General features: G+C 50.5%; 9 protein-coding genes and 2 pseudogenes. 4 read left to right on the forward strand and 7 right to left on the reverse strand.

Annotated elements, in window-relative coordinates; genetic code table 11:
* The first annotated feature begins 408 nt into the window (after positions 1-408).
* Both fmdA and EXW96_RS10820 read left to right on the forward strand, forming a co-directional pair.
* Positions 409-1,590 (forward strand): formamidase, encoded by a 1,182-nt coding sequence (gene fmdA / locus EXW96_RS10815; protein ID WP_062406489.1) that lies wholly within the window; start codon positions 409-411, stop codon positions 1,588-1,590.
* A gap of 105 nt (positions 1,591-1,695) precedes the next feature.
* Positions 1,696-1,998 (forward strand): FmdB family zinc ribbon protein, encoded by a 303-nt coding sequence (locus EXW96_RS10820; RefSeq protein ID WP_174350537.1) that lies wholly within the window; start codon positions 1,696-1,698, stop codon positions 1,996-1,998.
* 580 nt (positions 1,999-2,578) lie between these two features.
* Here the strand turns inward: EXW96_RS10820 and EXW96_RS10825 are convergent.
* From EXW96_RS10825 to EXW96_RS10840, 4 genes and pseudogenes are all read right to left on the reverse strand, one after another.
* Positions 2,579-2,959: pseudogene (locus EXW96_RS10825) on the reverse strand (cbb3-type cytochrome c oxidase subunit I); the annotation flags it as partial.
* Positions 2,955-3,245 (reverse strand): annotated as a pseudogene (locus EXW96_RS27450) (cytochrome aa3 quinol oxidase subunit II); the annotation flags it as partial. The pseudogenes EXW96_RS27450 and EXW96_RS10825, both read right to left, overlap by 5 nt.
* Before the next feature lie 10 nt (positions 3,246-3,255).
* Positions 3,256-4,335 carry a LacI family DNA-binding transcriptional regulator gene (locus EXW96_RS10835; RefSeq protein WP_174350538.1) on the reverse strand — a complete coding sequence of 360 codons (1,080 nt, stop codon included), beginning with the start codon at positions 4,333-4,335 and terminating at the stop codon, positions 3,256-3,258.
* 179 nt (positions 4,336-4,514) lie between these two features.
* Positions 4,515-4,625, reverse strand: coding sequence for a sporulation protein YjcZ (locus EXW96_RS10840; protein ID WP_082660603.1), 111 nt, complete (start codon positions 4,623-4,625; stop codon positions 4,515-4,517).
* A gap of 195 nt (positions 4,626-4,820) precedes the next feature.
* Here EXW96_RS10840 and EXW96_RS10845 point away from each other — a divergent pair, with 195 nt between their 5' ends.
* Positions 4,821-6,770 (forward strand): TOMM precursor leader peptide-binding protein, encoded by a 1,950-nt coding sequence (locus EXW96_RS10845; RefSeq protein ID WP_174350539.1) that lies wholly within the window; start codon positions 4,821-4,823, stop codon positions 6,768-6,770.
* Positions 6,771-6,878: 108 nt separating this feature from the next.
* Here EXW96_RS10845 and EXW96_RS10850 read toward each other — a convergent pair whose 3' ends face one another.
* From EXW96_RS10850 to EXW96_RS10860, 3 genes are all read right to left on the reverse strand, one after another.
* Positions 6,879-8,993: an ABC transporter ATP-binding protein gene (locus EXW96_RS10850; RefSeq protein ID WP_174350540.1), complete on the reverse strand. Its 2,115-nt coding sequence runs from the start codon at positions 8,991-8,993 to the stop codon at positions 6,879-6,881.
* Positions 8,990-10,798 carry an ABC transporter ATP-binding protein gene (locus EXW96_RS10855; RefSeq protein ID WP_062406448.1) on the reverse strand — a complete coding sequence of 603 codons (1,809 nt, stop codon included), beginning with the start codon at positions 10,796-10,798 and terminating at the stop codon, positions 8,990-8,992. Before EXW96_RS10855 ends, EXW96_RS10850 begins: the two co-directional genes overlap by 4 nt.
* A gap of 90 nt (positions 10,799-10,888) precedes the next feature.
* The gene (locus EXW96_RS10860) at positions 10,889-11,188 is read right to left on the reverse strand and encodes a hypothetical protein (RefSeq protein ID WP_074727994.1); all 300 of its coding nucleotides are present in this window, start codon (positions 11,186-11,188) and stop codon (positions 10,889-10,891) included.
* A gap of 97 nt (positions 11,189-11,285) precedes the next feature.
* Here EXW96_RS10860 and EXW96_RS10865 point away from each other — a divergent pair, with 97 nt between their 5' ends.
* Positions 11,286-12,269 carry a metal-dependent hydrolase gene (locus tag EXW96_RS10865; protein ID WP_062406445.1) on the forward strand — a complete coding sequence of 328 codons (984 nt, stop codon included), beginning with the start codon at positions 11,286-11,288 and terminating at the stop codon, positions 12,267-12,269.
* Positions 12,270-12,378: the final 109 nt, after the last annotated feature.

Consider the following 12,378-nt stretch of genomic DNA (forward strand, 5'->3'; position numbering starts at 1 on the left):
AGAGACCACCTTTATCCAGGTGTTTCATCTTTCGGCTCATCAGAAATTCGTTGATGTATTTTTTTCAACCCCTTCGGAAAGTATAAAAACAGCACTTGAGGAATACGCCGCTTTTCGGGCATACTGCTAAAATAAGGTCAGGCCTGGTGAACGCTCCGTCAAATTACGCTCCAGCCTCACTCATTTTTGCCAAATGGTTTATAAGAAAAAACAAATTTGATTGGACAGAAATAATATCTCCGTCATTCTCTATATATAGTTTGAGGGGCGAGAATGTCGGAAAGGCAAGAGGGGCTTGTATGAGTTGATCGACATAAGGGGCAGACGAACTTTTCATTTCGACCTTCCCCTTTTTGATCATGGTATCGTTCCCTTTCATTGACTTCATTCGTTAAGGAGGAGATTTGAATGGCTGATGTATTGTTTCGTGTAGATTTAAACAAACCGATGGAGGAGCAGGAGACTCCCGGGCATAACCGCTGGCATCCCGATATCCCGGCCACCGTGTCAGTCAATCCGGGAACGGAATTTCGCATGGAGTGCAAAGACTGGACGGATGGTCAAATTCAGAACAACGACGATCCGTCTGATATTCGGGATGTGAATTTGCATCGCGTACACGTGTTAAGCGGACCGGTCTGGGTCAACGGTGCGGAGCCGGGAGATTTGCTTGTTGTGGACATTCTGGATATAGGTACCTTTGCGGAGTCGCAATGGGGATTTAACGGCATTTTTGCCAAGCAAAACGGCGGCGGGTTTCTGACGGATCATTACCCTGATGCGGCGAAATCGATATGGGATTTCCACGGGATTTACGCTACCTCCCGCCATATACCGGGCGTTAAGTTTGCCGGAATTTTACATCCCGGATTAATCGGAACCGCCCCTTCCCATGCCTTGCTGGATAAATGGAACAAACGGGAAAAGGAGCTTGTTGCTAAGAATCCTGACCGAGTGCCCGGATTAGCTAACCTGCCTTCACCGGATAGCGCTGTACTCGGCTCGCTGAAGGGGGAGAAATTCAACCGGATTGCCCGGGAAGCGGCGCGTACGGTTCCGCCTCGGGAGCATGGCGGCAACTGTGACATTAAAAATCTGTCCAAGGGCACGCGAATTTATTTCCCCGTCTTCGTTGACGGTGCCAAGCTTTCATTAGGCGATCTTCATTTTTCACAAGGGGATGGTGAGATCTCCTTCTGCGGCGGCATCGAAATGGCCGGTTGGGTGGATCTCCATGTCGATCTCATCAAAGGAGGGATGGCCAAATACAATATCATCGAAAATCCCGTATTTAAGCCTGGGCCGGTTGATCCTCATTACTCGGAGTTTCTCGTATTCGAGGGCATTTCCGTCCATGAGACAACGGGGGAGCAGCATTACCTTGACGCCCACATCGCGTACCGCCGAGCGTGCTTGAACGCTATCGACTATCTGAAAACGACAATGGGCTTAACCGGCGAACAAGCTTACATGCTGCTCAGTACGGCCCCGGTTGAAGGCCGGATCAGCGGTATCGTCGATGTTCCGAATGCCTGCTGCACCCTTTGGATACCGACCTCCATCTTTGACAGGGATATTCTCCCCAGTTAGTAAGGTTGTAGGAGGAAAGCAAAACCAATCGTGAATGCGCGGGGCACCATCCGATGGGTAGCCCCTTTGCTCCACCGATGAACAGGCTCAAGAGGAGATGACGATATGCCGCAATATGAGTTTGTATGTCAAAACTGTGGACCGTTCGTACAGTGGATGAGCATGAGCAGCGTCAAGGAAAGTATTCCTTGTGTCACCTGCGACAATCCAGCCAATCGGATGTATACGCCGCCCGGTGTTATTCTGACGCCTTATGCGCTGCGCCGCCGTGTGGAACAAAGTGCAGTACCGAAGGTGGTCAGGCGGGAACAGGACGCTCATCACCATGGACACAGCCACAACCATTCCCCGCATCGCCAAGGAGGCCATCATCACACAGCAAACCGTCCCTGGATGGCGGGACATTAACGTGCTGTAAAGCTGAAAATCAGCGCAGCAGAGAGCGAAAAAGTAAAATCGTCGGCTGATAAGTTGAATTTCAGCGTAACAGCCAGCAGCAAAGTAAAATGGCCACTTGTAAGGTTGATTTTCAGCGCAGTGGCCAGTGTGCGGCTCGAACCGAGGGTCGTGATCTGTAAGCGGCTTAGCGGCTGGAACCCATGCCCATCCCTCCCAATGCAGTTTAGATAAGGGCCGGCAGCCGGGTTTTTCTTAAAAGACGAGCATAAAAAAGCTTAAGCACTTCTTGGATGAGGAGCTTAAGCTTTTTTCATTTGGAGTTTAATCAAAATATGGAATTGCCGTTTAAAAAGTTTACAAATCCGATCGGATAGTGATAGTGTAAAATATTACATTACAGGAGGGAATGACAGATGAGTATGAAAAAGAACAACGTAGGCCTGACACTTAAAAAAGAGGAAATTGAAGAGATTCATATGCCCAGCAATACGGGACTTCCGTTTATCATGTGCGTGGTGTTCGGCATTACCGGATTCTTTCTGGTATTCGAATGGCACATGGCGGCGGCAGTTGCGGCTGTAGGCATACTCGCTCCGATTTGCAGAGGAATAATGACGTTCATCAATCCGATCAGGAACGGCATCGCCATGAATAGAATCATAATCACACCGTGCGTCGTAAAAATTTCGTTGTAATGCTGAGCGTTCAAAAACTGCAATTCCGGCCTGGACGTTTGCGCTTTCATTAACAAGCCGTCCATGCCTCCGCGGAAAAACATCAGAACAGCGGAGATGATATACATAATTCCGATCCGTTTATGGTCGACGGTGGTCAGCCATTCCTTCCACAGCCATCTCCACCTTTTGAGATAAGTCAGTGTTGCGACAATCCCGATTATGGTCAAAAGAATGGCAATCTGAGAACCTAGAATTAACGGATCCCCCGTTATAAAAAACTCATCCCATTTAATGCCCATGATGCCCACCTCCGTCGGTGTTACTCTGTTCTTTCTGCTCTACAGGACTGGTTTCTTTGTTCCCGGGATTACCTTTGTTCCCGGTGTTATCTATGTTCCCTGCGTTCCCTTTGCCTTTGTTCTGATAATTATCTTCTTCCTCAAACACTTTGCCCTGATAACCGTGATACCTGTACAGCTCAGGATGGGTGTACGTCAAGGAATCGGGCTCCGCATGGTTAACCCATTCCAGATGCGTATTGGAAAAAGTCAATCGTCCCAAATGAGTCGGTCTCAACAGCTTCCAAACGTTACTTCGTTTTGGACGGGGTCGATCCCCGGATGATTAATTTACCCGGAAGTTCAATGGTTTCCGCGGGGGATTGATCGCCCATAATCCGCTTAAGCACACGCTCCATGGCATTGACACCGATTTCATAGGTAGGCTGTGCAATGGTTGTAATTCCGGGAGGAATGACCGGAGCCCAGTCCAGATCGTCAAAACAGGCTACTGCAATATCCTCAGGGATCCGGAGCCCCTTCTGCTGCAGGACGTTCAGTATTTTCAGCTGCATGACACCGTTTACCGCAAACAATAATCGGAATTGGCCCTGGGAGCTTGACAGATAGGCCTCAAGCTTTTGCTCCAATTGTCCATTCTCCCGGAAATCAACGACATAAACATCCGTGATGCTGGGATGGTTCGCTTGTGCAAGAAACTGGTGAAAGGTGTTGGAGCGTTCGTTGCGTGAACTCACCTTCTCAACCGGCTGTGTAAAGAACGCTATTCTTTCATATCCTTGCTGCAGGAAAAAACGCATGGCTTCCGTGGTGGCTTGAACATTATTCGTAACGACCGTATCAAAGCCGAGCTCCGGCATTTTACGGTCAACCAGTACGACCGGCGTTTGTTCCTCAGCCAGTTCGTGCAAGTACTCATTATTGTGGCCGGTTGAATTGATGATCAATCCGTCAATCCGATGGGCTTGAAGCATCATGATGTATTCCTTTTCCTTCACCGGGTCATTATCTGTATTGCACACCATCAGGCTGTATCCATGCTTCGTGCAAACATCCTCCACGCCGCGTAATATCGAAGTCGAAAAAGGGTTGGTGATATCGGCGACAATCATCCCGATGGAGAAGCTGCGATCCCGTTTTAGCCCGCGCGCCATCCGGTTTGGTCTGTATTTCAGATCGGCAATCGTTTGTTCAATTCTTTTGCGGGTTTGTTCCGATATCGAATCGAATTGCCCGCTTAAATATCGCGATATGGTCGTCTTGGATACGCCCGCCTCACGTGCCACATCACCGATTGTCGACCGGTGGGATTGTTGTTTAAACGGTTTAGAAAGGCTCTTCACTGAGTTCACCAACTTTACGATAGCCATGATGTAACCGGTTTACGGAACCGGTTACATTTCCTATCTTATTTTCTTTCCGTTTATTTGTCAACCCATATTTTTGACTCCCGTTGCTATAATAGAATAAGCCCCCTATGTTAAGGGAGCTTTTGTTGGGTACCGAGTTTGTGATGCATTTTGTATCAGCGGCAAACTGTTTTTAGAAATTAGATGATAAAGCCTCTGGAAACAATGACCAGGAGAATGAAAAGAACAAGAATCACTCCAATACCAATACCAAAACCTCCGCAACTAAAACCACCACCAACAAAACTCATTGATCAGCACCTCCTTGCTCTAATATCACTACATCAACAAGTTATGAACGGATAACAAAATATGATTGGACATATGAACTATTTTTTTAAAACAAGAACAAGTCCGCCCTAAAAGTTCATATAGTGGATTAACCCGAATGCCTGCCTTTGACCTTTGATCAGCATAGGCACACTACTTTTGGAGGATGTGTTCAAATGAAAGCTGTTATAGCCATCATCGGAGAAGGCCGGTTGGCTGCCCTCGTGATCGACGAATTGTCGGAGCACTGCAAAATCGTTCATCAGACCGATTTGAACAGAGGGGTGCCAAGAGCAGCTGAACTCGTTCTGGTGATCCGGGATGACCGGCATACCTTCGATGATCACCAGTCGGAAGAGATCCTGCAGCAGGCCGGGATACCTTGCCTCTACGGTTCCGTTTCGTTGGATGAGGGGGTAGTCGGACCGTTTGTTTATCCGGGCAGACCGGGGTGCTCCGTGTGTGCGCAGACCCGTCGTTATATGGCGGGAAGCGGCGAATCCAACGCAATGACAAATTTATTCAATAGGCCGCCGCTGTCCGGGGAGATCCCCCGCAAAACAAGAAGTTCCCCTGCAGGATTGCTTCATACGGCCCGCCTGTTTGTTTTAGAAACGATGAGAATACTGCAGAGAAGCCAAGCTTATACAAAAGAACATATGTATATCATTAACCTTGAGACGCTAAAGAGCTCGCGGCATTTCTTTCTGCCTGACCCGTTGTGCCCCGTATGCGGCCGGTTGCCTGACGATTCATCCGCTGGAGCCCGAATTTCACTGCAGCCCCGACCCAAGATAAGAGACGGAAGTTATCGCTGCCATCCGATAGAGGTGCTGAAAGATGTTCTGGACAAAGACTATCTGGACTCCAGAACAGGGCTATTGAATGCAAAAATGCATGATCTCATCTCGCCCTTTGCTTCTGTAACTGTGAATTTACCGACGTTCACTACGAGAGACGAGGTCGCTGGGGGACGGAGCCACTCTTATGCGAAAAGTGAATGGACCGCCATTCTGGAGGGGTTGGAGCGCCGGTGCGGATTGGCCCCCCACGGTAAACAAACCGTAATCTGCGACAGCTTTAACCGTCTTGCCGATCAAGCCGTCGATCCCGCCAAGGTGGGCTTATACACCCGGGAACAATACGCTCGGCCCGATTTCCCTTTCGAGCCTTTTGACCCTGACAGCTCGATGAATTGGGTATGGGGTTATTCGTTTTTGCACGAGCGGCCCATTCTTGTTCCGGAGTCTCTAGCCTATTATAGCCCGATCTACGGCGGCAGTTTTGTGCAAGAAGGGTCCAACGGATGCGCTTTAGGGGGAAGCATAGAGGAAGCCATTTTCTACGGAATGCTGGAAGTGGTTGAACGGGACTCGTTCCTGATGACCTGGTATGCCAGGCTGGCTGTCCCCCGCCTTGACCTCTATTCCGCGAATGACCAAGAACTGCAGATGATGATCCAAAGGATACAGGCTGTCGCAGGATATGATATTCACTTATTTAACATCACGATGGAGAATGGAATTCCAAGCATTTGGGCATTGGCGAAAACCGGGGATCCGGAGAAGATGAATATCATCTGTGCGGCCAGTGCTCATATAGATCCGATACGGGCGGCAAAAAGTGCGGTTCACGAATTGGCCGGCCTGATGTGCATTCTTCAGAAAACATTTAATGCACGTCGGGAGGAATGCTTGAACATGTTCCTTGATTCCTATCGAGTGCAGCAAATGGAGGACCATGTCATGCTGTACAGTTTGCCTCAGGCGGAAGAACGGCTGCACTTCTTGTTAGATACCCATCGTCCGCTGCGTACATTTGATGAGGAATTTAAGCGAAAGGACAGTCCCCCGGATCTGACCGATGATCTAAAGGGCTTGATTCACGTGTTTCGCCGGCTGAACCTCGATGTGATTGTAGTAGACCAGTCATCCCCGGAAACCGTGCGAAACGGACTGTACTGCGTCAAAGTGCTGATTCCGGGCATGCTGCCGATGACGTTCGGACATCACCTTACCCGCTTGTCAGGGCTGGAAAGAGTGCTTAGGGTGCCTATGGAACTCGGGTATGCGAAGCAACCGCTAACGCCTGAACAGCTTAATCCGTATCCGCATCCTTTTGTATAAGTCGCTGCCTGAACGAGCTGTCCTTCTTACAAACCGATAGCGTCGTCTTACTAACTTCGATAGGCTGAATGTATTCACGCCATCATTCCTTTATAAGCTTTAAATCCCCTATCTTGCCTTCGGCATCGGCTTTTGCTCCTTGTACTGCAGCTCGTACAGCCGATAATAGTAGCCGCGCTGGGCAAGCAGCTGGTAATGATTGCCAATCTCGCGGACCTTGCCCTTATGCATGACAATAATCTGATCGGCGTGCTGGATCGTGGACAACCGGTGGGCAACGATCAGCGTGGTTCGGCCGGCCGAGATATTGTGCAGCGCATCCTGGACGACCAGCTCCGTCTCCGTATCGATATTGGAGGTGGCCTCGTCAAGAATAAGGATCTGCGGACGGAACGCAATGGCGCGGGCGAAAGACAGCAGCTGGCGCTGACCGAGCGACAGGTTGATTCCGCGCTCTCCCAGCATGGTCTTGTAGCCTGACGGAAGAGCACGGATGTAATCGTCCATATGCACCATGCGGGCCGCCTCGACCACCTGCTCATCGGTAATGTCTTCCTGGTTCAAGCGAATGTTCGAAGCAATATCGCCCGTAAACAGAAAAACATCCTGCTGCACGATGCTGATCGCCCTCCGCAGATCGTCCAAGGGAAGCTCTCGGATATCGATGCCGTCCAGCTTGATGCTGCCCTTCTGTATATCATAAAACCGGTTGATCAGCTGGATGATCGAGCTCTTGCCCGCTCCGGTAGCGCCAACGAACGCGACGGTCTGTCCCGGTTCAATCGTAAAGCTGACATCCTTCAGCACCCATTCGCCTTCATTATAAGCGAACCAAACATGCTCGAACGCGATTTCACCGCGAATCTTCTGCGGAAGCTTCTTCGGCTGTGCGCTATCCACAATCGCGGGTTTCTCATCCAGCATATCGAAAATCCGCTCCGCCCCGACCATCGCCGTCTGAATTTGGTTATATTTTTCCGCGAGGCTCATGAGCGGCTGGAAAAACTGCCTTACGTAATGGGTAAACGCATATACAATCCCGAAGGTAATCTCTCCGTCGATCACGCTCGCACCGCCATACCACAGCAGCAGCGCAATGGCCAGGTTGCCGAGCAAGCCGATGGCCGGCTGGAAAATCGAGTTGATTACCGTTCCTCGCATCCCCGCTTGGTAATGCTCCGTATTATGCTGGTTGAACTGCTGCCCCTGCCGTTCTTCACGAATGAACAGCTGCGTGATCCGAATGCCGGACAAATTTTCGGCCAGAAACGAGTTCAACCGGGACAAGAGGGCCCTCGTCCGCCGCTGTGCATCCCTGATCACGGAACGATACCAGAAGGTCAGCACGGCGAGAAACGGCAGCACCGTGAAGGACAGCAGCGCCAATTCCACGCTGAGCTGCAGCATAACAATGACAATTCCGATAAGCACGATGACGTCCTTGATCAGATTGACGACCACCTGGGAGTATAATTGGTTGAGCGACTCGGTGTCCTGCGTCACACGCACCACCAGCCGGCCTACCGGGTTCCGGTCAAAATAAGACATCGACATCCGGCTTAAATGATGAAATAGCTGCTCCCGGATATTAAAAATAATCGTTTGGCCGATATACTGCAGCAGGTTGCTTTGAAGATAACTCAGCAGCGCGGCACCAACGACCGCAGTAAGGAATACGGCCCCCAAAAGAAAGAAGCCGGTATAATCCTGGCTGCGGAACGTTTCCATTGCCGTTGAATCCAACGGCTCGGCGCTCAGGGTCGCGCCTGCCGCCCGAATCGCAGGCCTGCCGCCCTCCTCCGTTATCGCGGCCTGCTCCTGCCCTTCCCGGAGCCAGCCGGCAACCAGCCAATCCTTGCCCTCGATGCGGACGATTTGAGCTTTCTCCGTACCTGGAGGCATAGCAGCCGCGGCGGCTTCCGCTTCTTCAGGCTCCAGACGCACATAGGCTTTTCCGTTCCATTCCGTCACGCTGCCGTATGCTTCGAAGAGCTCCGACCGGGAAGCTTCTGCCGACAGCATCGGTTTATGTAACCCGTTGATGTGTCCGTCAATGGCCACTTTAAGGAGATAAGGCCGCGCAAGGTCGGCGACCACAATTAAAAAAGACAGGAAAATACAAAACAGCACCATTCGCCAATACGGCTTGGCATAAGAGAGCAGCCGGACCAGCAGTTGTCTGTCTTTAAATGTTTTGACGTCTTTCTCTACATGAATATTCATGCACCCGTACCTCCCTGAAGCAAAACAGAGGAGCCTTGCCGCCGGGTCTTCACGTCCTGGCGTTCGGCTTCCTGATCTAGGAGCTGTTTATGATACATATCCGCATAGATGCCGTTTAAGGCTAAGAGCTGCTCATGATTGCCTTGCTCGACGATCCGGCCCTCATCCATGACGATAATCCGGTCAGCGTGCTGCACCGAGGAGATCCGGTGACCGATAATAATGGTTGTCCGTTGGTTCATAACGGATTTCAGCCCTTCGAGAATCCGATCCTCCGTAATCGTATCTACAGCAGACAGGCTGTCGTCGAAGATGAGCACCGACGGCTTCTTGATGACCGCCCTGGCGATGCTGACGCGCTGCCGCTGTCCGCCGGACAGCGAAATTCCCCGCTCCCCGAGAGGCGTATCGAACTGATGGGGAAACTCAACGATATTATCATACACCTGTGCGATTTTGGCCGCTTCCGCCACCTGCTCGTCACTGTACGGCTTGGGGTCAAAACCGATATTGTCGCGGATCGTAGAAGAGAACAGGAACTGGTCCTGCGGGACGATGCCAATCTGGCCGCGAAGCGTTTTCAGCGGTATTTCATGGATGTCATGACCGTCGATAAACACCGTGCCCCTGGGCGGATTGTAGAGCCTTACGAGCAGATGCACGAGCGTGCTCTTGCCGCTGCCTACCCTTCCGACGATCGCAAGACTGGAGCCTTTGGGTATCGTCAAGGATATATCCCTCAACGCGGGACGTTTGGCTTCCGGATAGGCGAAGGTCAGATTACGGATCTCAATGTCCCCGTGAATCCGGTCAATCTCCGGTTTGGCGATGACATCATCCACAATATCCGGCTGAGTATTGAAGATTTCGAGCAGCCGAAGCTCGGACGCTTTGCCGCGCTGCAGCAAATTGACCACCTTGCCCAGGTTCTCGATAGGTCCCATGAGCAGCGACAGGTAGGTATTGAAAGCTACGAATTCACCTAGCGTGATGACATCTTTGAGCACCATGATGCCTCCGACGACGACGGAGACCAGAAAGCTGAAGCCTACAATGCCGGCGCTAAGCGCCCCGAACAGCGAATTCGAACGGACGAACCTCCGGTTCATATTGACCGCATGCTGATTGTCTTGGGCAAAAAGCTTTCTCACCGCCTGCTCCTGTACAAATGCCTTAATCACCCGAATACCGGCCGTAAATTCCTGTACACGGCTGGTTAAATCGGAGATGGCCGCCTGCATGTCGGCCGATTGCTGCATGATTTGTTTATTGAAACGGTACGCAAGCAAGCTGAGCAGCGGCAATGGGAGCATCGTAAGCAAAGTCAGCCACGGATTAACGAAACTCACCATGGCTGTAACCGATACGACGATCAGGAAGAGGGCCTCCATGACGTTATAGTACCCCTGCATCGTCACCTCTCGAATGACACCCACATCACTGATGGCGTGGGACATCAGGTCCCCGATCCGGCGATTGTTGAAATATTGGGCCGACAGCTTTTCCCAATGCGCAAACAACTCTCCGCGCACACGCATCTCCAGCTGACGGGATAAACGAAACATGTAAATGCGGGACGCCGAACGGAAGAATGCGATACCTAGACCTGCTGAAGCCATCCATACCGCAAAGTTGACGGCCTGCCCGTAAGTTAGTCCCCCGATTTGCAGGCTATCGGTAAAACGGCCGAGCAGCCATGGAATAATCAGTTGAAGCATGGATGATATGGACAATAATGCAAACCCTATGACATAAGGCCAACGATTGGCCTTAATGTGATCCCAAAAAATATTTTTCCTCTCCATCGGTATCCTCCGGCGGTATGATCATATCTATAGTAAGGTTACCGTGATCGTGATAAAGAAACCATGGATTTCTTTACTACAAACAATGGACTATTCTACTTTTTTAAAATGCCATATATGCAGTTTGGCTCTTCCTCCTTTAATCCAATGATCAAGAGGCTTCCAGAGATTCGAATCATCCTCTGCAGCTTCAGCGCCGGCTCTCGCCTGCTTCATCGAATGGTACTCCTCCTCGCTGAGCCCGTTCCAAATCTCCACAAACAGGTTCGGCTGGTCGGTCCCTTCATACAGCTCCAACTGCTGATGCTGCCGCCTGATTCCATCCGACCACTCAAGATATTTGTTCCTGCAAGCCTCTTCAATCCGGTATTCAACAAAAACGATGTACATTTTTTCACCTGCTTTGCTTTATTTTGTTGAAGAAAATGATACACTAATATTGGTCGGCTGCAATAAACTAATGAAAAAAAGTGTTTGGAGGTTAGACATGGACACCGGAACCCATCTAGTGGTTGGACTTGGACTGGCAGGCCTCGCCTATGTCGACCCCGTCGTTGCCGCCAACCCGTCCGTTGCCACGGCAGTATTAATCGGAACGGTGGCAGGCTCGCAAGCCCCCGATTTAGACACGCTTCTGCGGTTCAAAGGGAATGCCGTGTATATCAAGAATCATCGGGGGTTGTCACACTCGATTCCTGCGCTTTTTATATGGACAGCGCTCATTTCCGGCTTGCTGTGGCTTTTTTTTGACGGCTTGCCCATGGCTCATGTCACGATGTGGGTATTCATCGCCGTTGCCTTTCACGTATTTACGGATTTGTTCAATACCTACGGTACGCAGGCGCTGAGGCCGTTCTCGGACCGCTGGGTGTCATGGAATATTATCCATATTTTCGATCCCGTTATTTTCCTGTCCCACATACTGGCGATATTTTTATGGGCTCTCCAGCTAGCAAGGCCGGAGGTTCTCTTTCCGTTATTGTATGTATTTATTGCCGTCTATTATATATGGAGGTCCTGGGTTCACCACGACCTGGAATCACGGCTTTACAAAAAAGATGCGTCTTACAAGCCCGGCGACCGTTACACGCTGATTCCGACGGTTCATCTGCACCATTGGCAAATCATTAAGCAGGGATCGGATGGCTGGTTCACCCTAGGCGAGTACAAAAATGGTATCATTAAATGGATTGACCGGGTAACCTGTGATAACCATCCCGCCGTCGATGCCTCCAAAAGTCATCCGAATATTGCGTCGTTCCTGTATTTTACCTCTTTCGCCTGCGCGGAAGTCAAAGAGCATCCGTGGGGGTATGAGGTCCGTTGGATGGATGTGAGATACCGGCACCGCAAGCAGTATCCTTTTGTTGCCGTTCTGATGATGGATACCAAGTTCAGGACGCTGGATTCCTATGTCGGCTGGGTCAGCGAATCCCGGCTGGAGAAAAAACTGCGTGTGGACTTGTATTAGGCGTAGGCGTAATATGGAGATGGTGATTCAGATGCTTAATGCGGGGCTTTGGAGGGATTTCCAGCGGAATCGTCGAATTCTTTTTTGATCCACGATAAAAAAGCTCAAG

It is taken from the genome of Paenibacillus sp. JMULE4 (genome assembly GCF_013337105.1).
Taxonomy (GTDB): Bacteria; Bacillota; Bacilli; order Paenibacillales; family NBRC-103111; genus Paenibacillus_G; species Paenibacillus_G naphthalenovorans.

Bases quoted from the DNA above. Each gene is read 5' to 3' on its own strand.
- EXW96_RS10820 (WP_174350537.1), top strand. From the start codon at position 1,696: ATGCCGCAATATGAGTTTGTATGTCAAAACTGTGGACCGTTCGTACAG.
- EXW96_RS10835 (WP_174350538.1), bottom strand. From the start codon at position 4,335: ATGGCTATCGTAAAGTTGGTGAACTCAGTGAAGAGCCTTTCTAAACCG.
- EXW96_RS10840 (WP_082660603.1), bottom strand. From the start codon at position 4,625: ATGAGTTTTGTTGGTGGTGGTTTTAGTTGCGGAGGTTTTGGTATTGGT.
- EXW96_RS10860 (WP_074727994.1), bottom strand. From the start codon at position 11,188: ATGTACATCGTTTTTGTTGAATACCGGATTGAAGAGGCTTGCAGGAAC.
- EXW96_RS10865 (WP_062406445.1), top strand. From the start codon at position 11,286: ATGGACACCGGAACCCATCTAGTGGTTGGACTTGGACTGGCAGGCCTC.
- fmdA (WP_062406489.1), top strand. From the start codon at position 409: ATGGCTGATGTATTGTTTCGTGTAGATTTAAACAAACCGATGGAGGAG.
- EXW96_RS10855 (WP_062406448.1), bottom strand. From the start codon at position 10,798: ATGGAGAGGAAAAATATTTTTTGGGATCACATTAAGGCCAATCGTTGG.
- EXW96_RS10845 (WP_174350539.1), top strand. From the start codon at position 4,821: ATGAAAGCTGTTATAGCCATCATCGGAGAAGGCCGGTTGGCTGCCCTC.
- EXW96_RS10850 (WP_174350540.1), bottom strand. From the start codon at position 8,993: ATGAATATTCATGTAGAGAAAGACGTCAAAACATTTAAAGACAGACAA.